Source organism: Amycolatopsis sp. NPDC049688, from assembly GCF_040674975.1.
GTDB lineage: Bacteria > Actinomycetota > Actinomycetes > Mycobacteriales > Pseudonocardiaceae > Amycolatopsis.
Genome location: NZ_JBFANY010000006.1, coordinates 192,646 through 214,004, shown reverse-complemented (window position 1 = coordinate 214,004; position 21,359 = coordinate 192,646). Strand labels below are relative to the sequence as shown.

General features: G+C 71.3%; 24 protein-coding genes. 21 read left to right on the top strand and 3 right to left on the bottom strand.

The window, feature by feature from the left end:
* Nucleotides 1–54 precede the first annotated feature (54 nt).
* Nucleotides 55–417 carry a hypothetical protein gene (locus AB0J55_RS22175; RefSeq protein ID WP_103350112.1) on the top strand — a complete coding sequence of 121 codons (363 nt, stop codon included), beginning with the start codon at nucleotides 55–57 and terminating at the stop codon, nucleotides 415–417.
* 53 nt (nucleotides 418–470) lie between these two features.
* The gene (locus tag AB0J55_RS22170; RefSeq protein ID WP_364251341.1) at nucleotides 471–1,346 is read left to right on the top strand and encodes a Ku protein; all 876 of its coding nucleotides are present in this window, start codon (nucleotides 471–473) and stop codon (nucleotides 1,344–1,346) included.
* Nucleotides 1,347–1,847: 501 nt separating this feature from the next.
* Here the strand turns inward: AB0J55_RS22170 and AB0J55_RS22165 are convergent.
* Complete coding sequence (locus tag AB0J55_RS22165; RefSeq protein ID WP_364251338.1) at nucleotides 1,848–2,297, bottom strand: MarR family transcriptional regulator; 450 nt, start codon at nucleotides 2,295–2,297, stop codon at nucleotides 1,848–1,850.
* 9 nt (nucleotides 2,298–2,306) lie between these two features.
* Nucleotides 2,307–4,085: an ABC transporter ATP-binding protein gene (locus AB0J55_RS22160; RefSeq protein WP_364251335.1), complete on the bottom strand. Its 1,779-nt coding sequence runs from the start codon at nucleotides 4,083–4,085 to the stop codon at nucleotides 2,307–2,309.
* A 195-nt stretch (nucleotides 4,086–4,280) separates the two neighbouring features.
* On the opposite strand from AB0J55_RS22160, the gene ffh reads away from it, so the two are divergent.
* The 18 genes from ffh to AB0J55_RS22070 all read left to right on the top strand — a co-directional run bounded on the left by ffh (nucleotide 4,281) and on the right by AB0J55_RS22070 (nucleotide 19,127).
* Nucleotides 4,281–5,816 carry a signal recognition particle protein gene (gene ffh, locus AB0J55_RS22155; RefSeq protein ID WP_364251333.1) on the top strand — a complete coding sequence of 512 codons (1,536 nt, stop codon included), beginning with the start codon at nucleotides 4,281–4,283 and terminating at the stop codon, nucleotides 5,814–5,816.
* 8 nt (nucleotides 5,817–5,824) lie between these two features.
* Nucleotides 5,825–6,901 carry an amidohydrolase family protein gene (locus AB0J55_RS22150; RefSeq protein ID WP_364251937.1) on the top strand — a complete coding sequence of 359 codons (1,077 nt, stop codon included), beginning with the start codon at nucleotides 5,825–5,827 and terminating at the stop codon, nucleotides 6,899–6,901.
* A 45-nt stretch (nucleotides 6,902–6,946) separates the two neighbouring features.
* The gene (locus tag AB0J55_RS22145; RefSeq protein ID WP_364251330.1) at nucleotides 6,947–7,672 is read left to right on the top strand and encodes a type II CAAX endopeptidase family protein; all 726 of its coding nucleotides are present in this window, start codon (nucleotides 6,947–6,949) and stop codon (nucleotides 7,670–7,672) included.
* Nucleotides 7,673–7,772: 100 nt separating this feature from the next.
* Complete coding sequence (locus tag AB0J55_RS22140; protein WP_364251327.1) at nucleotides 7,773–8,576, top strand: type II CAAX endopeptidase family protein; 804 nt, start codon at nucleotides 7,773–7,775, stop codon at nucleotides 8,574–8,576.
* Nucleotides 8,577–8,747: 171 nt separating this feature from the next.
* Entirely contained in the window at nucleotides 8,748–9,191 is a 444-nt protein-coding gene (gene rpsP, locus AB0J55_RS22135; RefSeq protein ID WP_191310269.1) for a 30S ribosomal protein S16, read from the top strand.
* Nucleotides 9,188–9,427, top strand: a complete 240-nt coding sequence (locus AB0J55_RS22130; protein ID WP_003103110.1) for an RNA-binding protein — start codon at nucleotides 9,188–9,190, stop codon at nucleotides 9,425–9,427. Before rpsP ends, AB0J55_RS22130 begins: the two co-directional genes overlap by 4 nt.
* Nucleotides 9,428–9,449: 22 nt before the next feature.
* Entirely contained in the window at nucleotides 9,450–9,962 is a 513-nt protein-coding gene (gene rimM, locus AB0J55_RS22125) for a ribosome maturation factor RimM (protein ID WP_364251324.1), read from the top strand.
* A 1-nt stretch (nucleotide 9,963) separates the two neighbouring features.
* Nucleotides 9,964–10,743, top strand: a complete 780-nt coding sequence (trmD, locus tag AB0J55_RS22120; protein WP_364251321.1) for a tRNA (guanosine(37)-N1)-methyltransferase TrmD — start codon at nucleotides 9,964–9,966, stop codon at nucleotides 10,741–10,743.
* Nucleotides 10,744–10,876: 133 nt separating this feature from the next.
* The gene (gene rplS / locus AB0J55_RS22115) at nucleotides 10,877–11,245 is read left to right on the top strand and encodes a 50S ribosomal protein L19 (RefSeq protein ID WP_072480952.1); all 369 of its coding nucleotides are present in this window, start codon (nucleotides 10,877–10,879) and stop codon (nucleotides 11,243–11,245) included.
* A 31-nt stretch (nucleotides 11,246–11,276) separates the two neighbouring features.
* The gene (gene lepB, locus AB0J55_RS22110; RefSeq protein WP_364251318.1) at nucleotides 11,277–12,215 is read left to right on the top strand and encodes a signal peptidase I; all 939 of its coding nucleotides are present in this window, start codon (nucleotides 11,277–11,279) and stop codon (nucleotides 12,213–12,215) included.
* Nucleotides 12,216–12,297: 82 nt separating this feature from the next.
* On the top strand, nucleotides 12,298–13,140 hold the full coding sequence (locus tag AB0J55_RS22105) for a ribonuclease HII (protein WP_364251934.1): 843 nt from the start codon (nucleotides 12,298–12,300) through the stop codon (nucleotides 13,138–13,140).
* Entirely contained in the window at nucleotides 13,137–13,460 is a 324-nt protein-coding gene (locus AB0J55_RS22100; protein WP_003096226.1) for a DUF2469 domain-containing protein, read from the top strand. The genes AB0J55_RS22105 and AB0J55_RS22100 overlap by 4 nt, the downstream gene beginning before the upstream one ends.
* A 265-nt stretch (nucleotides 13,461–13,725) precedes the next feature.
* Nucleotides 13,726–14,103 (top strand): YraN family protein, encoded by a 378-nt coding sequence (locus tag AB0J55_RS22095; RefSeq protein WP_364251315.1) that lies wholly within the window; start codon nucleotides 13,726–13,728, stop codon nucleotides 14,101–14,103.
* Nucleotides 14,103–15,614: a YifB family Mg chelatase-like AAA ATPase gene (locus AB0J55_RS22090; RefSeq protein ID WP_364251312.1), complete on the top strand. Its 1,512-nt coding sequence runs from the start codon at nucleotides 14,103–14,105 to the stop codon at nucleotides 15,612–15,614. Before AB0J55_RS22095 ends, AB0J55_RS22090 begins: the two co-directional genes overlap by 1 nt.
* On the top strand, nucleotides 15,611–15,946 hold the full coding sequence (locus AB0J55_RS22085; protein WP_364251309.1) for a hypothetical protein: 336 nt from the start codon (nucleotides 15,611–15,613) through the stop codon (nucleotides 15,944–15,946). Before AB0J55_RS22090 ends, AB0J55_RS22085 begins: the two co-directional genes overlap by 4 nt.
* Entirely contained in the window at nucleotides 15,943–17,085 is a 1,143-nt protein-coding gene (gene dprA, locus AB0J55_RS22080; RefSeq protein ID WP_364251306.1) for a DNA-processing protein DprA, read from the top strand. Before AB0J55_RS22085 ends, dprA begins: the two co-directional genes overlap by 4 nt.
* Nucleotides 17,086–17,188: 103 nt before the next feature.
* A complete protein-coding gene (locus AB0J55_RS22075; RefSeq protein WP_364251303.1) occupies nucleotides 17,189–18,169 on the top strand; it encodes a tyrosine recombinase XerC in 981 nt (326 codons plus the stop codon).
* Between the two features lie 109 nt (nucleotides 18,170–18,278).
* Nucleotides 18,279–19,127: a FliA/WhiG family RNA polymerase sigma factor gene (locus tag AB0J55_RS22070; RefSeq protein WP_364251300.1), complete on the top strand. Its 849-nt coding sequence runs from the start codon at nucleotides 18,279–18,281 to the stop codon at nucleotides 19,125–19,127.
* On the opposite strand, the gene AB0J55_RS22065 is transcribed toward AB0J55_RS22070, so the two are convergent.
* Nucleotides 19,128–19,601, bottom strand: coding sequence for a M23 family metallopeptidase (locus AB0J55_RS22065; RefSeq protein ID WP_364251931.1), 474 nt, complete (start codon nucleotides 19,599–19,601; stop codon nucleotides 19,128–19,130). It abuts the gene before it with no gap.
* Between the two features lie 888 nt (nucleotides 19,602–20,489).
* Between AB0J55_RS22065 and rpsB the strand changes: the two genes are divergently transcribed.
* Nucleotides 20,490–21,350, top strand: coding sequence for a 30S ribosomal protein S2 (rpsB, locus tag AB0J55_RS22060; protein WP_364251297.1), 861 nt, complete (start codon nucleotides 20,490–20,492; stop codon nucleotides 21,348–21,350).
* The last annotated feature ends 9 nt before the right edge of the window (nucleotides 21,351–21,359 follow it).

Here is a 21,359-nt window from a genome sequence, read left to right as displayed (position 1 = left end):
TGACGGCGCGTGCGGTGGCACTATGGCTGCTCTGACCGGCCCGAGGGGTGATCGATGCAAGATCGGCTGACGCTGCCGCCGACGGTTGTCGCCACCCACCTGCGCACCTGCGCCGAAGAACTCGCCGCTGGCCTGCGCTGCGGCGGCCCGGGCGCCACGACCGGCGAACTCACCGACGTCGTCGCCCAGCTGGTGGCCGGCCAGGAGGCCATTTCCCACGCGCTCGCCGGCCTCGCCGCCCGCGTCGAAGGCGGTTCGGCCGCACTCGCCGCGGCCCCGCCCCTGGACGTCGAGGTGGTCACCGAGGTGCTCCGCGCGGCGGCCATCGCCTCCCGCTGTTCCGCGGAGGCCCTGGATGAAGTCACGCCGTCGTTCGAATGTGTGAGCGAGGCCGTCGCGCCTGACACCCGTTTGTAGCTGTCGAGCCCCGCAGGTGGCTGTCTAGCCTGGGAGCTGCGGAGGTGGTTCGCATGCGTGCGGTGTGGACGGGCACGATCGGGTTCGGCAGTTACGCCGTTCCGGTGAAGGCGTACAGCGCCACCGAAGAGCGGGAACTCCCGCTGCATCAGGTGCACGAAGCCGACGGCGGCCGCGTCCGGGTCAAGCGGGTCTGCGAGGTCGACGGCGCCGAGGTGCCGCCCGAAGAGATGGTCCGCGGCTACCCGGTCCCCGGCGGCGACGTCGTCCTGCTGTCCGACCACGAGCTGGCGTCCCTCCCGATGCCGGGCCGCACGATCGCCATCCGCGGGTTCGCCCCGCTCGCCGACGTCGACCCGATCTGGTTCGCGAAGAGCTACTACCTCGAGCCGGAGCCGGCGGGCACGAAGCCGTACGTGCTGTTCAGCGAAGCCCTCCAGCAGTCGGGCCGGATCGCGCTGGTCACGGTCGCGCTGCGCCGCCGCGAGACGCTCGGCGCCCTGCGCGTGCGCGACCAGGTCATCGTGCTCGAGACGATGCGCTGGCCGGACGAGGTACGCGAGCCCGACTTCCCCTTCCGCCACGCGGACGTCGACATCCGCCCCGGCGAGCTGCGGCGCGCGGTGAACCTGGTCGAGGAGCTGACGGGCGAGTTCGACCCGGGTAGCTACCCCGACCGTTACCGCGAAGCGTTCCAGGCGTTGGTCCAGGCGAAGATCGACGGCGCCGAAGTCGTCCAGCCGACGGCCGCGGAGCAGGCCGAGGGTGTCACCCGGCTGCTGGTGGCGCTGCAGGAGAGCGCCGCCGAAGCGGAGGGCGCGCGCAACGCGGCCGTCGCGAAGGCGAAGGCCGCAGCGTCGAGGGCGGCGAAGGCGCGTACGACGGCGAAGCGGGCTGCGACGCGCAGGGGCACGAAGACCTCCGGCTGAGTATTACTACCCACGGGTAATTGAGGGTTCTCACACTCAACCCGCCGACCCCGGCGCGGCAGACTTTGTCCTGCCGGCGGGTACCGGACCACCGGCCAGCAAGGAAGTCCGGACGGCCCCTGGGGAGGTGAGCCGTCCGGGCACCAGGGTTCCGGGGCGGGCCGGAGGAGGAGCGGCCCGTTTCGGAACCCGTCTCGCACCGCGGGGGAGGCGGTGTGGGCAAGGGGGTGTCCGAAGGCTGCCGTGGAGGGATCGAGGGGTCTCCACGGCAGCTTTCAGGCGTCTGCGCCCGGGGGTGGGGATGAATTCACGCGCTCCAAGGTAGGCGACTCCGGGGGCAGCGGCCGGCGCTGACCAGCCCCGATTCGGGCGCGGACGGATACGCCCGGCTCAGGAGGGCTGGCTCGGAGCCCGCCGCCGGGCGTCGGCTCGAGGTGCGCGCAGGCGTCCGCGCCCAGGGCCAGGACGTCGGCTACGAGCCCACCGGCCGGCTCGGGCGGATCAGGCGTCTGCGACCCGGATCAGCAGGTCGGCCGCCAGCCGCAGCAGCTGCCGCTCGGTCGGCGACAGCGTCGACTCGAGCGCCGCCGCCAGCCACCGTTCGCGCTGGCTGCTGTATTGGCGCAGCACGGCAAGCCCGTCCGCGGTGATGCTGATCCGCGCCCGGCGCCCGTCGTCGGGATCGGGCAGCCGGTCGATCCACCCGCGGATCGTCAGCGCCGCCATGATCCGGGTGAGCGACTGCGGCTGCAGCCGTTCCGCCTCGGCCAGCTCGGTCGGCGTCTGCGTGCCCGCGCGGTAGAGCCGGCTCAGCACCGCCAGCACCGCCGGTCCGGGGTTGCCCTGGTCCGCCTCGGCGCGCATCCGCCAGTTCAGCCGTCCCACGCCTTCGCGCACGCGCCGGGCCAGGTCGGCGAGTTCGGTGTCCGCGGGGATCGTGTCGGGCTGCATGGCCCCAGGTTAGAGGGTTCCCCGCACCAACCGGGCATAACGCCCGCCGCGCGTCAGCAGCTCTTCGTGCGTTCCTCGTTCGGCGATCCTCCCTTCGTGCAGTACCACGATCTGGTCCGCGTGTTCCACTGTGGACAGCCGGTGCGCGATCGTCAGCGTCGTGCGGCCCGCGGCGAGCCGGTCGAGCTCGGCCTGCACCGAGCGTTCGGTGCGGGTGTCGAGCGCGCTGGTCGCCTCGTCGAGGATGAGCACCGGCGGGTTGCGCAGCAGGATCCGCGCGATCGCCATCCGCTGCTTCTCGCCGCCGGAGAACCGGTAGCCGCGCTGGCCGACGACCGTGTCGTACCCCTCGGGCAGGCCGGCCAGCGTGTCGTGGATGTGCGCCGCCTTCGCCGCCCGCTCGATCTCGTCGTCCGTCGCGTCCGGCTTGGCGAAACGCAGGTTCTCCCGCACGGTGTCGTGGAAGAGGTAGGTCTCCTGCGACACCAGCCCGACACCCGCCGCGAGCGATTCCAGGGTGACGTCCCGGACGTCGGTGCCGTCGATCGTCACCGAACCGCTGCTCACCTCGTAGAGCCGCGCGACGAGGTAGGCGAGCGTCGTCTTGCCCGAGCCGGTCGAGCCGACCAGCGCCGTCGTGGTCCCGGCCGGGACGTCGAGGTCGATCTCGTGCAGGGTCGGCGGGCCGTCCTGGTCGTAGCGGAACGAGACGCCGCGCATCGCGATGTCGCCGCGGCGCACCTCCAGCTCGCGCGCACCGGGCTTGTCGGTGATCTCCACCGGCAGGTCCAGGACCTCGAAGATGCGGCCGAACAGCGCTTTCGACGTCGCCACGTTCTGCCCGATCGACTGCATCGCGCTCGCCGGCGCGACCAGCCGGTTGAGCATGCTGGTGAACGCCACGACGGTGCCGAGCGAGATCGGCGACGCGCCGCCCGCCAGCGCCAGCCCGGCGATCCAGTAGACCAGCGCCGGGATCACGCTCAGGCTCATCGCCCGTGACGCCGTCTGCCAGCGGCCGGCCAGCGCGGCGGCCCGTTCCAGCGACGCGATTTCCCGCGACTCCGCCCCGAACCGCTCGCGCATGGCCCGCTCGTTCCCCATCGTCTTGGCCAGCAGCACCCCGGTGACCGACAGGGACTCCTCGACCATCGTCGTCAGCCGCGCCATCCGGCGGGTGCGGCCGCGGGCCAGGTTCCGCCGCTTCTTGCCCAGCCGCAGCGTGAACAGCAGGAACAACGGCACGACGATCAGCGAAAGGGCCGCCAGCTGCCAGTCGAGCAGGATCAGCGCGGTGGCGATGGCGATCGTCGTGGTCGCGTTCTGCACCATCGACCCGGCGGTCGTGGTGATCACGTTGTCGACCCCGCCGATGTCGTTGAACACCCGCGAGAGCACTTCGCCGCTCTTCGTCCGCGTGAAGAAGCCGAGTGACATCCGCTGCAGGTGGCCGTAGACCGAGACGCGCAGCTCGTTCATGACCCGTTGCCCGATGGTGTTGGACAGCCCGGTGGTGGCGACGCCGAGCGAGCCGCTGCCGACCGAGCAGACGATCATCCCGGCCGCCAGCAGGCTGATCAGCAGCGTGTCCCGGTGCGGCAGGGCGTCGTCGAGGATCTCGCGCAGCAGGAACGGCGAGACGACACCGAGGCCGGCCTGCACCACGATCAGCGCGAACAGCGCGCCGAGCGGACCGCGGTGCGGGCGGAACAGCCCGGCGATCCGCCGCAGCGGGACGGGCTCGTCGATGTCTGCGGCCGGTTCGCGCAGCACGGGGACGGAGGTCATGCACCTATGTTTACCAAAATCCGCGCCACGCACCACCGATTTTCGGCAATGCACCCGAAAGTGCGTCGAAGGGTAGTTAACTCACGCGTACTACTGGGCGCACACCCGCGGAGGGAGGCAGCCGGAGCGACTACCCTCGACAAGGCCGGCTGTGTCCGGCGCGCCACCATCGACCCAGCTGGAGCGTGCACACCCGTGTTCGACACCCTCTCCGATCGGCTCACCGCCGCCCTGCAGACGCTCACGCGCAAGGGCAAGCTGTCCGACGCCGACATCGACGCCACCGCGCGCGAGATCCGGATCGCGCTGCTGGAGGCCGACGTCGCCCTCGGCGTGGTCAAGACCTTCATCGCGAGGATCAAGGAGCGGGCGAAGGGCGCCGAGGTCTCCCAGGCGCTCAACCCCGCGCAGCAGGTCATCAAGATCGTCAACGAGGAGCTCGTCGGGATCCTCGGCGGCGAGACGCGCCGGCTCAACCTGGCCAAGACCCCGCCGACGGTGATCATGCTGGCGGGTCTGCAAGGTGCCGGTAAGACCACCCTCGCCGGCAAGCTCGCGCTGTGGCTGAAGAAGCAGGGCCACGCGCCGATGCTGGTCGCCTGCGACCTCCAGCGCCCGAACGCCGTCACGCAGCTGCAGGTCGTCGGCGAGCGCGCCGGCGTCGTCACCTTCGCGCCCGAGCCGGGCAACGGCGTCGGCGACCCGGTCGACGTCGCCCGCCGCGCCATCGCCGAGGCCAAGCACGCGCAGCACGACGTCGTGGTGGTCGACACCGCGGGCCGCCTGGGTGTCGACGAAGAGCTGATGAAGCAGGCTGCCGACATCCGCGACGCGGTCGAGCCGGACGAGGTCCTGTTCGTCGTCGACGCGATGATCGGCCAGGACGCCGTGACCACGGCCGAGGCGTTCCGCGACGGCGTCGGCTTCAGCGGCGTCGTGCTCACGAAGCTCGACGGCGACGCCCGCGGTGGTGCCGCGCTGAGCGTCCGCGAGGTCACCGGCCAGCCGATCCTCTTCGCCTCCAACGGCGAGAAGCTCGAAGACTTCGACACCTTCCACCCGGACCGGATGGCGTCGCGGATCCTCGGCATGGGTGACGTGCTCACCCTGATCGAGCAGGCCGAACAGGCCTTCGACCAGAAGCAGGCCGAGAAGGCCGCCGAGAAGCTGTCGAGCGGCCAGCTCACTCTGGAGGACTTCCTCGAGCAGATGCTCGCCGTCCGCAAGATGGGCCCGATCGGCAACCTGCTCGGCATGCTCCCGGGCGCCGGCCAGATGAAGGACCAGCTGGCCCAGGTCGACGACAAGCACCTGGACAAGCTGCAGGCGATCATCCGCGGCATGACCCCGGCCGAGCGCGAAGACCCGAAGATGATCAACGGCTCGCGGCGGCTGCGCATCGCCAACGGTTCGGGCGTCACCGTCCGCGAGGTCAACGACCTGGTCAACCGGTTCTTCGAGGCCCGCAAGATGATGGCCCAGATGGCCGGCCGGTTCGGCTTCGGCGGGGGCGGCGGCTCGAAGTCCCGCAAGGGCAAGAAGGGCAAGAAGGGCCGCGGTCCCACGCCCCCCAAGGTCCGCGGCGGCTTCCCCGGCGGCATGCCGATGCTGCCCCCGGGCGGGAAGATGCCGGGCGGCATGCCCGACCTGTCCCAGCTGGGCGGCATGAACGACGTCCCGGGCTTCGACCCGACGAAGTTCAAGCTCCCGAAGAACCCCAAGGACAATTGAGCCGCGCTGTGGAGAAGGCACTGCACGCCGCCGGGGTGGTCCTGCCCGGCGGCGAGCCGGGGGAGCTGTGGATCACCGGCGGCCGGATCTCGTTCGAGCCGGTCCCGGACGCCGAAACGCTGGGCCGGGACGTCTTCCTCGTGCCCGGCCTGGTCGACGCGCACTGTCACCCGGGCATCGGCGTCGGCGGCCCCGTGTCGCTCGAAGAGGCAACCGAGCAGGCGATCGCCGACCGGAACGCCGGGACGCTGCTCATCCGCGACTGTGGCCTGCCGATCGACGTCCGGCCCCTGCAGCAACGGGCGGACCTGCCGACGATCATCCGTGCCGGGCAGCACCTCGCGCTGGCCAAGCGGTACATCCCGGGCCTGGGCATCGAGCTGGACGACCCCGCTCAGCTGCCGGAAGCGGTAGCCGAGCAGGCGCGTGACGGCGACGGCTGGGTCAAGCTCGTCGGCGACTGGATCGACCGCGGCGCAGGCGACCTCGCGCCGCTCTGGCCGGACGACGTCCTGGCCGAAGCCGTGAAGGTCGCGCACGAGAACGGCGCCCGCGTCACCGCGCACGTGTTCGGCGAAGCGGCGTTGCCCGGGCTGATCGCGTCCGGCATCGACTGCCTGGAGCACGGCACCGGCCTGAGCGCCGATCAGCTGGCCGAGCTGGCGCGCCACGACGTCGCGCTCGTACCGACGCTGATCAACATCGAGAACTTCCCGGGCATCGCGGACAAGGCGGGCAAGTACCCGACGTACGCCGCGCACATGCGCGCGTTGCACGCCGGCGTCGGCGAAATGGTCGCTTCAGCCATCGAAGCGGGCGTACGCATCTTCGCGGGCAGCGATGCCGGCGGAATGGTCGAGCACGGCAGGCTCGTCGACGAGATCGAAGCCCTCCACCGCGCCGGCATGACCCGCGAAGCGGCCCTCGCGAGCGCGTCCTGGGCCGCCCGCGACTGGCTCGGCCACCCCGGCATCGCCGACGGCGCGCCCGCCGACCTGCTCGTCTACCCCAGCGACCCACGCGAGGACCTGGCCGTCCTCCGGCATCCTTCGCACATCGTGCTCGGCGGGGTCGTGTACGCCTAGACCCCGCTGATTTCCTTGCGGGGTCGGCACTTTAGCGTGGGAGACGTGACGGACGACGACGGCGCACGGCGCGTGCTGGGGGCGCATTGGTGTTTCGTGGCGTTCTTCGCGGGGATCGCCGGCTACTACCTGACCAACCTGATCATCGCCGCCGCGGTCAACCGCAATGTCGGCGAATTCGACCCCCTGGAGCTGCGGGACATCGGCCCGCTGCTGCTCCTGGCGTTCGTGCCCAACCTGCTGCTCGGCCTCGGCCCGGCGGCGGGATCGTGGCTCTGGGGCGACGGCCTGCGCGCGGACTTCGGGCTCAAGCCGACCTGGCGCGACGTCCGGATCGGCCTCGCCTGCGGGGTGCTCGCGCTGGTCGTCGGCTACCTGCTCAACCTGATGCTGATCGCGGTCTACGGCGCCGACGACGTCTCCGACAGCCCGCTGACCGACCTCGCCGACACCTTCGACGGCGACACGGTGTGGCTGGTGCTCGCCGCGGTGATCGTCATCGCCGGCGCCCCGATCACCGAGGAACTGCTGGTCCGCGGCACGCTGTGGAACGCGCTGTCGTTCCACCGGATCCCGCCGTGGGCCGTGCTCGTGCTCACCTCGCTGGTGTTCGCCCAGCTGCACGGCGAGCCGACCCGCACCATCGCCCTGTTCGGCCAGGGCCTCGCGATCGGCCTGGCCCGGCACCTGTCCGGCCGGGTCAGCGCGGGCGTGATCGCCCACGCCGCCAACAACCTGCCGCCTGCGGTGCTGCTGTTCGTCGCGCATTAGCCGTTGCGAAGTTCGATGGACAGTAGTTGGACGGATACTGTGCGATCACATCCCGGCGGCTAGGCTCGACGCAGGAGCCGAGCGACGCGGAGGGCAAGGCGTGACCACTTCCCAGCCCCGGGACCCGGCTGCCGACCCGACGCCGTTCCCCGAGCCCGAGGAGCCCGCCGCGACCGCCTTCCTGCCGCCCCCGCCGCGGCACCGGTGGGGTTTCGGCGCCTTCCTGCTCGTCGAAGCGGTGCTGCTGGCGTCCGCGGCCTTCGTGTCCGCCCTGGTCGGCGACACCGGCCCCGGTCCGCTGCCGATGCGCGTCGTGCTGCTCGGGACCATGCTGCCGACGATGATCGCGGCGGGCGTGGCCGTGCTGATCACCTTCGTGCGCGGCAACGGGCCCATCGCCGATCTGCGGCTCGAGTGGCGCTGGGCCGACGTGAAGACGGGGTTCCGGTACGGCTGCGTCGGGCTCGTCTTCACCACCATCGCCGCCTACCTGTGGACGCACCTGGTCGGCGACGCCAACGCGACGTCGGCGATCAGCGCGCTGGTCGAAGACCGCCGGATGTCGATCTCCGCCGCCGTCGTGATGTTCGTCTACCTCTGGCTGCTCGGCCCGATCTGCGAGGAGATCATCTACCGCGGCCTGCTCTGGGGCGCCGCCGAGCAGCTGCAGTGGCGCAGCGAGCGCTGGGGCCGCGTCGCGGCCTTCCTGCTGTCCACGGCGGTGTTCGCCGCCAGCCACCTGGAGCCGCTGCGGACGACGTTGCTGCTGGTCATCGCCGTGCCGATCGGCCTGGTGCGGCTGGTCACCGGCCGCCTGCCGGGCAGCATCGTCGCGCACCAGGTCAACAACTTCCTCCCGGCGCTGACCATCCTGCTCGGGGCGCTCGGCGTGGCCTCTTTCTGAGCCTCTTTCGGGGGTCGCGGGTGCCGTCTGGCAGAATGGGTCACTGCCTGCTTCCGCCGGACCCTCTCACCGCGCGAAAGCTCCTGACCTCCGGGTGCCCGCGTCCGTGTCCCCACTCGGCCCGCGTGCGCCCAGCCCAGCACCAGAGAGACTCGAGGAGAACCCACACCCGTGGCCGTCAAGATCAAGCTGCAGCGCCTCGGCAAGATCCGTGCGCCGTACTACCGCATCATCGTCGCCGACGCGCGCACCCGCCGGGACGGCAAGGCCATCGAGACGATCGGCAAGTACCACCCGAAGGAAGAGCCGAGCCTGATCGAGGTCGTCTCCGAGCGCGCCCAGTACTGGCTGGGTGTCGGCGCGCAGCCGACCGAGCCGGTCCAGCGCCTGCTGGAGATCACCGGTGACTGGCAGAAGTTCAAGGGCCTGCCGGGCGCCGAGGGCACCCTGAAGGTGGCCGAGCCGAAGCCGTCCAAGCAGGACCTGTTCAACGCGGCGCTCGCCGCGGCCGGCGAGGAGCCCACCACCGAGGCCACCACGCCGAAGAAGAAGTCCGCCCCGAAGAAGGCCGAGGCCGAGAAGGCGGAGGCCGCTGAGGGCGAGAAGTCCGAGTGAGTTTCCTCGCGGACTCCCTCGAGCACCTGGTGCGCGGGATCGTCGACAACCCGGACGAGGTCCGGGTCGAGCTGCTGACCACGCGCCGTGGCCGCACGCTCGAGGTGCACGTGCACCCCGACGACCTCGGCAAGGTGATCGGCCGGGGTGGTCGCACGGCGACCGCCCTGCGCACCGTCATGGGTGGCATCGGTGGCCGCGGCGTCCGCGTTGACGTCGTCGACACCGACCGCTGAGCCTTTCGGAAGCACGGTCAGGATGGACGTCGTAGTCGGCCGCATCGCGAAGGCGCACGGTATCCGCGGGGAACTCGCGGTGGACGTGCGCACGGACTCGCCGGAAGAGCGGTTCAAGATCGGTGCGGCCGTCACGACGAAGCTGCGTGACGGCAGCAAGAGGGAACTCACCATCGCAGCCGCCCGCGAACACAGCGGGCGGCTGCTGGTGCGTTTCGAGGAGGTCCTGACCCGCGACGTCGCCGAGACGCTGCGGGGCGCGCTCCTGCTCGCCGACACCGACACCCTGCCGCCGACTTCGGACCCCGACGAGTTCTACGACCACGAGCTGGCCGGCCTGCGCGCCGAGCTGGCCGACGGCACCGTCGTGGGCAAGGTCGTCGAGGTCGTCCACTCGCCCGCGGGTGAGCTGCTGGAGCTGGACGTCGAGGGCCGCGAAGTGCTGGTGCCGTTCGTCCGCGCGATCGTCCCCACGGTGGACGTCGCCGGCGGCCGGGTCGTGCTCGACCCGCCCGAAGGGCTCCTGGACGCCTGAGATGCGGATCGACGTCGTCACGATCTTCCCCGAGTACCTCGACCCGCTGCGCGCCGCGCTGCTGGGCCGGGCGATCGACCGCGGCCTCATCGAGGTCGGCGTGCACGACCTGCGCGACTGGACCCACGACGTGCACCGCGCGGTCGACGACGCGCCGTACGGCGGTGGCCCCGGCATGGTCATGAAACCGCAGATCTGGGGCCCGGCCCTGGACGACGTCTGCACGTCGGAGACGCGGCTGGTCGTGCCGACGCCGGCCGGGCGGCCGTTCACCCAGGAGCTGGCGCACGAGTACGCGTCGGAGAAGCACCTCGTGTTCGCGTGCGGCCGGTACGAGGGCATCGACCAGCGGGTCGTCGACGACGCGGCCCGCCGGATGCCGGTCGACGAGGTGTCGATCGGCGACTACGTCCTGGTCGGCGGCGAGGCGGCGGTGCTGGTCATCGTCGAGGCCGTCGTCCGGCTGCTGCCCGGGGTGCTCGGCAACGCGCGCTCGGCCGCCGAGGACTCGTTCTCCGACGGCCTGCTCGAAGGGCCCAGCTACACGCGCCCGGAGGTGTGGCGGGACCTCGCCGTGCCGGACGTGCTGCGGTCCGGCAACCACGCGCTGATCGACCGCTGGCGGCGTGACCAGGCCCTCGAGCGCACCGCCCGCCGCCGCCCCGATCTCCTGGCGGCGCTGCCGGAAGGTAGTCTCGACAAGCACGACCGCGGGGTCCTGGAGGGCTTGGACCCCGGGCAGGCCGAGGGCCGGTTCTCCCGGCCCGATCCCGGTCTGTAATACTTGACAGGTTGGCGTGAGTGGACCTCCTCGTCCACGAGCCCGCCATCAGCCCCCCGGGTCGCCCGCAGCGGCACCGTTGCGCGCCCGGGATCTGTACGCAAGCCATACCGAAGACGAGGACGGACCACCGATGAACACCCTGGACGCGCTGGACAAGCAGTCGCTGCGTTCCGACATCCCGGACTTCCGCCCGGGCGACACGCTCAAGGTGAGTGTCCGCGTCATCGAGGGCAACCGCGAGCGCAACCAGGTCTTCCAGGGCGTGGTCATCCGCCGTCAGGGCGGTGGCATCCGGGAGACCTTCACCGTGCGCAAGGTTTCGTTCGGCGTCGGCGTCGAGCGCACCTTCCCGGTGCACTCGCCGAACATCGCCTCGATCGAGGTCTTCAAGCGCGGTGACGTCCGCCGGGCGAAGCTGTACTACCTCCGCGACCTGCGCGGCAAGGCCGCCAAGATCAAGGAGCGCCGCGAGAACCGCGAGACGGCCTCGGCTAACTGAGTCACCACCCGGTTACCGGTAGCCTGACGACGTGGCCGAACCCGTGTCCCAGAACGCTCCCGAGGATGACCCCGACCGCTCCGAGGAGGACAAGCCCAGGCTGTCCCGCTCCGAGGAGCGCGGGGGATCCCGCCGGCGGCGAGCCAAGCCCGCCAAGAAACGGTCGTTCTGGAAGGAACTGCCGATCCTGCTCGTGATCGCCCTGGTGCTCACGATCCTGATCCAGACATTCCTCGCGAAGGTCTTCATGATCCCTTCGGGCTCCATGGAGGCCACCCTGCACGGGTGTCCCGGGTGCACCGGAGACCGGATCCTGGTCGACCGGGTGACCTACGACTTCACCGAGCCCGCCCCGGGTGACGTGATCGTGTTCAAGGGCCCGCAGGCGTGGATCAACAACGAGATCGCGCCGCAGGAGTCGAGCAACATCATCGTGCAGGGCCTGCGCGGTCTCGGCTCGCTGGTCGGGTTCGCTCCGCCGGACGAGCGCGACTTCGTCAAGCGGGTGATCGCGGTCGGCGGGCAGACCGTCCAGTGCTGCGACTCGCAGGGCCGGATGATCGTGGACGGCAAGTCGCTCGACGAGCCGTACATCCACTGGGAAGACCCGGCGAACCAGGAGCAGAAGACCTTCGACCCGGTCAAGGTGCCGGCCGGGATGGTCTGGGTGCAGGGCGACAACCGCAACAACTCCGACGACTCCCGGTTCCAGGGCGGCGGCGGCGTGAACGGTGCGGTCCCCGTGGACAACATCATCGGCAAGGCGCGGATCATCGTCCTGCCGCCGAGCCGGTGGGGCGGGATCACCGACCACAACCCGCAGGCGTCGGCGCAGCCGGTGGCGCTGGGCGCGCCGGCCTGGCAGAGCGGGCTCCCGCTGGGTGCCGGTATTGCGGCGGCGTGGCCGGCGCTGTTCCTCGGGCGCAAGCTCAAGTCCGGACTGCGCCGGGCGGCCGGGCGGAAACCCTAGCCTTTCCCGGCAGACGGGTGATCCAGCCTTGACACTTCCCGTTCCCCTGACGGCGGCCGAGCCGATCCGGCCACCGCGAGCCGTGGTGCGCGGCGACCTCTTCTGGGGTCTGCAGGGCGCGCTCGACCGCCGTGGCCTCGGTCCGGTCGCCGGCGTGGACGAAGCCGGCGCCGGGGCGTGCGCCGGGCCGCTGGTGGTCGCGGCCTGCGTGCTCAAGCAGGGCGACGCGGCGAAGCTGACCGAGCTGACGGACTCGAAGCTGATGACGGCCAAGGCGCGCGACCGGGTCTACGACCTGGTCCTCGCCCGCGCCGTCGACTACTCGGTGATCGTCGTCCCGACCGAAGAGGTCGACCTCTACGGCATCCGGGTGATGAACCTGGAGGCCATGCGCCGCGCGGCGGCGGCGCTGCGCGTGCAGCCGGGGTACATCCTCACCGACGGGTTCCGCGTCCCGGGCCTGACGGCTCCGAACGCGGCGGTCATCAAGGGCGACCGTTCGGTCGCCTGCATCGCGGCCGCGTCGGTGCTGGCGAAGGTGACGCGAGACCGCATCATGGCGGGCTACCACGAGGAACTCCCGCACTACGGCTTCGACGTGCACAAGGGTTACAGCACGTCCGATCACCTGGCGGCGCTGCGCGAGCACGGCCCGAGCGACGTCCACCGCTGGTCTTACACGAACGTGGCGACGGTGGCGGTCAAGCGCGGGCTGCGCCCGGCGCGGCCGGTCCTGCTCACGTATGCGGCGCTGGAGAAGGCCATCGAGACCCCCGGTGCGTCGAGCCTGGCGGCGGTCCTCGACGAGGCATTGGAACCGCAACTCAGCCTGCCGCTGCATGCCCCGGCCGCGGGTGTGGGTCACAATGAACGCTCTGCCGGCGGAGCACCAGCACGATCCCGAGGAGGGGCGCGGATTTCATGAGCGCAGAGGATCTCGAGAAGTACGAGACCGAGATGGAGCTCTCGCTGTACCGCGAGTACCGCGACATAGTCGGCCAGTTTTCGTACGTGGTGGAGACCGAGCGACGGTTCTACCTGGCCAACGCGGTGGACGTCCAGGTCCGCGACGGCGGCGGCGAGGTGTACTTCGAGGTCCGCATGTCGGACGCCTGGGTCTGGGACATGTACCGCCCGGCCCGCTTCGTCAAGCACGTCCGGGTGATCACGTTCAAGGACGTCAACGTGGAGGAACTGGACAAGCCGGACCTCCGCCTCCCCGAGGACGGTCCGTTCTCGGGCTGACCCCGGGTTTCGACCACACCGCGCCGGCTCAGTGTGAGCCGGCGCGGTGTTTTTCCGCGGGTCCGCCGCCCGTAGCACACCCCACCGACAATCCGGGCTTCCCCACGGCGATCCGTGGGTGAGTTGTCCCCAGCACCCCGGTTGTCCACAGATCCGCGATTCCGGCCTGGCCCGGCCGGCTCGCCCCCTGCCATCGTCGAAGGCACACGCACCGTGATCGCCGGGACCGCCCCGGTGACGAGGGCGAACCGACGAGGGGGCGACCATGACGGGCACCGACGAGCTCGCAAGACACCGCCGCGACCTGGGTGCCTGGGGCGAGGACCTCGCGCTCCGCTACCTCCAGGACCGCGGCCTGGTCCTGCTGGCCCGCAACTGGCGCTGCCGCGAGGGCGAACTGGACCTCGTCTTCACCGACCGGACCCGCGTCATCGTCTGCGAGGTCAAGACCCGCACGGGCACCGAATTCGGCCTCCCGACCGAAACGGTCACAGAGGAGAAGGCCGGCCGAGTCCGCCGCGCGGCCCAACGCTGGCTACGAGAGTTCCGCATCGGCTGGTGCCCGATCCGCTACGACGTGGTGACGATCCTGGCGGAACCGGGCACCCAGGCCCGCCTCCAGCACATCGAGGCGGCGTTCTGATGCCCATCGCGAAAGCCTTCTCGGTGGCGCTGCTCGGGATCGACGGCCGGGTGATCGAAATCGAGGCCGACCTCGGCGGTGGTCTGAGCCGCGTCACCCTCGTCGGCCTGCCCGACGCGGGGTTGCGGGAGGCCAAGGACCGCGTCCGCTCCGCCGTCCGCAACTCCGGTCAGCCCTGGCCGGACGGCAAGGTGACGCTCGGGTTGTCCCCGGCGAACCTGCCGAAGGTCGGCTCGGCCTACGACCTCGGCATCGCCACCGCCGTGCTCGCGGCGACGGGCGCGGTCCCGGCGACCCGGCTGCTCGGCACGGTGCTGCTGGGCGAGCTCGCTCTCGACGGCCGGGTCCGCCCGGTCCGCGGCATCCTGCCCGGCCTCCTGGCGGCACGCGCGGCGGGTTACCGGCGAGCTGTCGTCCCGGCGGACTCCCTGGTGGAGGCGGCTCTCGTCGACGGCATCGAGGTCGCGGGCGCGCCGCACCTGCGTGATCTGGTGGCCTGGCTGAAGAACGAGGCCGGGCTGGCCGCACCCGAGCCGCCGGGACCCGCCGCGCCCCCGGCGGTGCCCGACCTCGCCGACGTCGTCGGCCAGCCCGAAGCGCGCTGGGCCCTGGAGGTCGCCGCCGCGGGCGGTCACCACCTGCTGTTCACAGGGCCGCCGGGCGTCGGCAAGACGATGCTGGCGAGGCGGCTGCCGGGTCTCTTGCCGCGGTTGTCGTCCGAGGAATCCCTGGAAGTCACCGCGGTGCATTCGGTCGACGGATCGCTGTCGAAGTCCTCGCCGTTGGTCACCGTGCCGCCGTTCGTCGCCCCGCACCACTCGATCACGGTCGCGGCCCTCATCGGCGGCGGCAGCGGTCTGGCATCCCCGGGAGCGATCAGCCGCGCCCACCGGGGAGTGCTGTTCCTCGACGAAGTCTGCGAGTTCGGCGGCCAGCGCCTCGAGTCGCTGCGTACGGTGCTGGAGGAGGGCGAGGTACGCATCGCCCGCGTCAAGGGCGCGATCACGTATCCGGCTCGGTTCCAGCTCGTGCTGGCGACCAACCCCTGCGCGTGCGCCCCGCCGAAGGACGCCGACTGCGTGTGCTCGCCAACAGCCCGCCGGCGCTACCTCAGCCGCCTGTCCGGGCCGCTCCTCGATCGCGTCGACCTGAGGGTTCGCCTGCGTCCGCTGAGTGCGCTCAGCGCACACGACACGGGAACCGCGGAGCCGACGGAAAAGGTGCGCGGCCGGGTACTCCAAGCCCGCGAGCGCGCCACCCGGAGGTGGAACGAGCACGGCTGGCGCTCGAATTCGGAAGTCCCCGGTCCGGCGCTGCGCCGCGAGTTCACGCTGCCCACAGAGGCAACGGCGCTGCTCGACCGAGCCATGGAGCGCGGCGCATTGAGCGGCCGCGGCGCGGATCGTTGCCTGCGCATCGCCTGGACTCTGGCTGACCTGGACGGCGAGCCACGCCCAGGCGCCGAACAGATCGGGTCAGCCCTGGCCTTCCGTGAGCGGGTGGCGGCATGAGCATCTGTGTGTCGCGGCGGATTGCTGCTTGGGCGGCGTTCGTCCACTCGACGTGGGTCGGCCGGGAGCGGATTGACGTGGGCGCTGTCGAGCTATTGCAGATTTGCGCGACCTCCCTGAGGGTGCCCGGTTCGTTGGCGACCGCCTCGATTGCGTTCGTCCGCCGGGGGCCGGCCGACAAGGGTCGGCTTGGCGTCGGCCTTCCGGCAGCGCGAGCCAGGCTGTGGTTAGCCATCGAGAAGTTGACGTCGGGTCGCATCGGTTTCCGCACCGACTGCCACCTAGGAGTGGTCGGTTCGGCGCTGGCTTTCCGTGAGCGGGTGGCGGCATGAGTGCCGACGAGCTGCGGCAGGCTCGCGCCTACCTGCTGCGCGTGGCCGAGCCGCCGGCGCCTGCGCTCGTCGCCTTCGTCGCCGAGCATGGGCCCGTGGCCGCCGCTGGGCGGGTTCGGCGTGGTGATTGCCCGCCCGAGGTGCTGAAGGTGACCGAGGCGCGGCAAGGCTATGACCTTGTCGCCCAGGACTTCGCCCGGGCTGCCGAGGCAGGTGCTCGCCTTGTCGTGCCCGAAGACGACGAGTGGCCGGCCTGGCCGTTGCTCGCCCTGGATCTCGCCGCCCGGCGTGGGGTGGCCGAAGCCGTGCCGCCCTTGGCTTTGTGGGTGTCCGGGGATGTTGCGCTCGGCACCGCCGCCGATCGGGCCGTGGCCGTGGTCGGTGCCCGTGCCGCCACCGAGTACGGCGAGCACCACGCCGCCGAGTTCGCCTACGGGCTCGGCGTCCGGGGTGTGCCGGTTTTCTCGGGCGCCGCCTACGGCATCGACGGCGCGGCGCACCGAGGCGCGCTCGCCGCGTCCGGCGTCACCGTTGCCGTACTGGGCTGTGCCGTCGATGCCGGCTATCCCGCGGGGCATGTCGCCCTGCTGAAGCGGATCGTCGGGTCCGGCGGTGCGGTCGTCAGCGAGTACCCGCCCGGTACCCCGCCGGCCCGGCACCGGTTCCTGGTCCGCAACCGGCTCATCGCCGCTCTCACCGAAGGCACCCTGGTCGTCGAGGCCGGACGGCGCAGCGGCGCTCGCAACACCGCGAGCACTGCGGGCGCGCTCGGCAAGGTGGTGATGGCGCTGCCGGGCCCGGTGTCGTCCGGGATGTCCGCCGGCTGTCACGACCTGATCCGTGATGCCCGGGCGACGCTGGTCTCGACCGTCGACGAGGTCCTCGAAACCGTGGGCCACTTCGGCGCTGCTGAAGACACCACCAGGGGCCGCCCGAAACGGCGTACCGACCGGCTGGGGCCCGAGGCGTTGCGCGCCTTCGAGGCACTGGCTGTGCGCGCCGACCGGTCCGACTCCGAAATCGCGGCCGAATCGGGCCTGCCGCTGCGGCGGGTGCGGGCGTTGCTGCCGGAACTGGAAATCGACGGATTCGCCGTCCGCGGGGAAGCGGGCTGGCGACGACGGAAGGAAAGCGCGTGACCACCACGGAATCCGGGCGAAATCGTCGACGGTGTTCGGCCGGTCCGGTGCGGACGCGTGGCGATCCTTGACCGGAGGCGGTTGTTCGCGCAGCGTGACATCCATGCCGTCATCACGCTCCGGACGGGCCCGCCGCCCCGATCTGCGCGCGCTCCGGGCCGCGTTGCCCGAACCCGTGCGGGCCGTCGTCGCCGGGTACGAACGGCACCTCGGGCTCGAACGCGGCCTGTCCGCACACACCGTGCGGGCGTACGTCGGTGATGCGGTGGCGCTGCTGGGGTTCGTCGTGGACGGCGGAGGCGGGCTCGCGGATCTGGACCTCGCGCGGTTGCGGGCGTGGCTCGCCGCGCAGCAGTCCGGCGGGGCGAGCCGGACGACGCTCGCCCGGCGGGCCGCCTCGGCGCGGACGTTCACCGCCTGGGCACATCGCACCGGCGTCCTGGCCACCGACCCGGGCGGCCGGCTCGCCGCCCCGCGGGCGCACCGCACCCTGCCCGGGGTGCTGCGTGCCGGGCAGGCGGGGGAGGTGATGCAGGCGTCGGCGGCCGGGGCCGCGCAACGCGATCCGGTCGCACTCCGTGATCGCGCGATCGTCGAGCTGCTCTACGCCACCGGCATCCGGGTGTCCGAGTTGTGCGGGCTGGACGTCGGCGGAGCCGACTTCTCCCGCCGTGTCGTGACGGTGCTCGGCAAGGGCGGCAAGGAACGGGTCGTCCCGTTCGGCGTGCCGGCGGCCGAGGCGCTGGGCGACTGGATCGAGGAGGGGCGGCCGAAGATCGTCGCTGAAACGGGTGGTGAGAGCGCCGAGGCCGCGCTTTTCCTCGGTGTGCGGGGGAAACGCGTCGACCCGCGGGCGGTGCGGCGCGTGGTGCACGACGCCGTCACCGCGGTGCCCGGAACAGTCGACATGGGGCCCCACGGCCTGCGGCATTCGGCCGCGACCCATCTGCTGGAAGGGGGTGCCGATCTCAGGAGCGTTCAGGAACTGCTTGGTCACGCTACGCTTGCCACGACGCAGCTCTACACTCATGTGACCGTCGACCGGTTGAAAGCGATCCATGACCGAGCGCACCCCAGGGCCTGAGGCGGTCCGGGGAGGCTCGCCGGGGTCGTCAGCAGCAGGCCCGGCGGCGCACGCGCATCCGCACGAGCACGGAGACGACACTGAGCCGCATGCCGAGAACGACGGTGCAATGACCGCAGGCCCGCACGTGACCGAAGCCGCCGGAGTGACCGCTCGCGGTGAGGCTGCCGCGCCCGCGGACACCCGGGCGGGTTACGACGTCGACGCCGGGATCGCGGCGCTGTGGCAGCAGTTCGCCGACAGCCCCGACCAGGCGTCGCGCGATCGGCTCGTGCTGCACTACGCCCCGCTGGTCAAGTACGTCGCCGGCCGGGTCGGCACCGGCCTGCCGACCCACATCGACGTCGGTGACCTGGTGCAGTCGGGCATCTTCGGCCTCGTCGACGCGATCGAGAAGTTCGACCCCGAGCGCGGCCTGCGTTTCGAGACGTACGCGATGCAGCGCATCCGCGGCGCGATCCTCGACGACCTCCGTTCGCAGGACTGGGTGCCGCGCGCGGTCCGCAGCAAGGCCAAGGAGGCCGAGCGCGCGATGGAGCGCCTCGGCGCCCGCCTGCACCGCACCCCGACCGACGCGGAGCTCGCCGCCGAACTCGGTATCGGCCTCGACGAGCTGCGCGACTTCTACGGCCAGCTGCAGCTCACCAGCGTCGTCGCGCTGGAGGACTTGGTGGCCGCGGGCAAGGACAGCGGCTCGCTGGTCGACACGCTGCCCGACGACGACGCCGTCGACCCGGTCGCGGTGCTCGTCGACCAGGACAACCGCCGCCAGCTCGCCCAGGCGATCGCGCAGCTCACCGAGCGGGACAAGATCGTGGTCAGTCTCTACTACTTCGAGAGCCTGACCCTCGCCGAGATCGGCAAGGTCCTCGGCGTGACGGAGTCGCGGGTGAGCCAGCTGCACACGCGGGCGGTCATGCGGCTGCGCGCCAAGCTGGTCGAGCAGACCGGCACCTGATCAGCCACCACCTCCCCACGGCTTGAGCCGGTATTCGCCGGTCTCGCCGGTCAGCGCGAGCGGATCGACGTACTCCTCGCCCCGCCGCACGCCCCAGTGCAGGCACGCCGCGGCCGGACAGCCCGGGTGCCCGGCGAGGACGGTGCCGAGTACCTGCCCCCGGTAGACCTGCTCACCCACGGCGACCTTCGGCGCAACGGGCTCGTAGGTGGTCCGCAGCCCACCGTCGTGGTCGACGGACAGCACGGGCCGCCCACCCACCATCCCGGCGAAAACGACGACCCCCGCATCGGCCGCCAGCACGTCCTGCCCGGGCACGGCGGCCAGATCGACCCCGCGATGCCCGGCGCCGAAGGGGGTTTCGGGAGCGTCGAAATATTTGGTGACCACCGGAACGGGTGACAAGGGCCAGGAAAGCCGCGACTGCCGCAGAACAGGGGAAGCGCCCAGGCCGGCGATCGGTGAGGGCTGGATCGCAGCGATCCACGGCGTGGTCGCCGACGGGCCGGGCAAAGGGAAGCTTGCTGGCGGCGGTTCCAGGTCGCCGGTCCGCAAATCTGAGGCCAGGTCAGCGAGGAGGACAGCCGGCAATAGCGGTGCGAGGTCGCTGGCCGACGGCTCTGCGGTCAGGTCAGCGAAGGGGGCAGCCGGCGATGGCGGTGCTACGTGGCCGGTCCACGGATCCGGGGGCAGGCCGGCGAGGAGGGCTGCCGGCGATGGCGGCGCCAAATCGTTGGCCGACGGATCTGCAGCCAGGGCGACGAGCAGCGGCGGTGCCGGGCCGCTCATCCACGACCCCGCCACCCTTGCCACCCCGGATCCACCCGTTCGGGCGCCGCCTGTCCCCAGGGCCGCCGATGCCGTCAGCTCACCTCCGAACCCCGGCACCCGAACCTCCCCGCCGCTGCTTCCGATCCCACCTCCGAAACTGCCGAACACCCCCGTGACCAGGGCAACCACCGCCAAAACCCACCGTCGGCAACGCATGATCGACTCCATGGCTCCAGCGTGCGGTACCCGGCCGGTTCGTGGGGTGGCGATCGTGAATCTGTGGATAACCGGAGGCGATGTGGACAACTGGACCGGTGAGCGGCCGCCGGTGGGGGCGGGGGTGGTGGCAGGGGGTAGAATCTTTTCCGCGGTCCGCATCAGCGGGCTGACTTCGCGTGCACGTGCGCGTTCCCCGGTCTGGAAGCAGCCGGGTGGGCGCGCGGCGTCCGGCGGTCCCCGAGGTCCTCGCCCCGGGGTCCGGATGCCGGCACGGGCACCAGGGCGGACGGCCACCCGGCCGCGAGCGACAAACCGAGCAGCGCGTCAGCGGAAGCGAAGCGCGCACTACACAGAAGAGGTGTGATTCCGGCAATGGCCGTCGTCACCATGAAGCAGCTGCTCGACAGCGGCGTGCACTTCGGGCACCAGACCCGCCGGTGGAACCCGAAGATGAAGCGCTACATCTTCACCGAGCGCAACGGCATCTACATCATCGACCTGCAGCAGACGCTGACCTACATCGACCGTGCGTACGAATTCATCAAGGAAACCGTCGCGCACGGCGGCACCATCATGTTCGTCGGCACCAAGAAGCAGGCTCAGGAAGCCATCGCCAACGAGGCCGCGCGCGTGGGCATGCCCTACGTCAACCAGCGCTGGCTCGGCGGCATGCTGACCAACTTCCAGACCGTGCACAAGCGCCTCCTCCGCCTCAAGGAGCTCGAGGCCCAGGAGCAGACCGGCGGCTTCGCCGGCCTCACCAAGCGCGAGATCCTGACGCTGACCCGCGAGAAGGAAAAGCTGGAGAAGACTCTCGGCGGTATCCGCGACATGGCGAAGGTGCCGAGCGCGGTGTGGATCGTCGACACGAAGAAGGAGCACATCGCCGTCGGCGAGGCTCGGAAGCTGAACATCCCGGTCGTCGCGATCCTGGACACCAACTGCGACCCGGACGAGGTCGACTACCCGATCCCGGGCAACGACGACGCGATCCGCTCCGCCGCGCTGCTGACCAAGGTCGTCGCCGAGGCCGCGGCCGCCGGTCTGATGGCCCGCTCCAGCCGCAACGGTGCTTCGGCCGACGCCAAGCCCGAGCCGGGCGTCGCTTCGGACGAGCCGCTGGCCGAGTGGGAGAAGGAGCTGCTCGCCGGCTCCGAGACCGCCGCCGCCGACGCGACCGAGGCCGCTGCCGCGACCGAGGCCGCCACCGAGCAGGCGACCGCTTCCTCCTGACGCTCCACC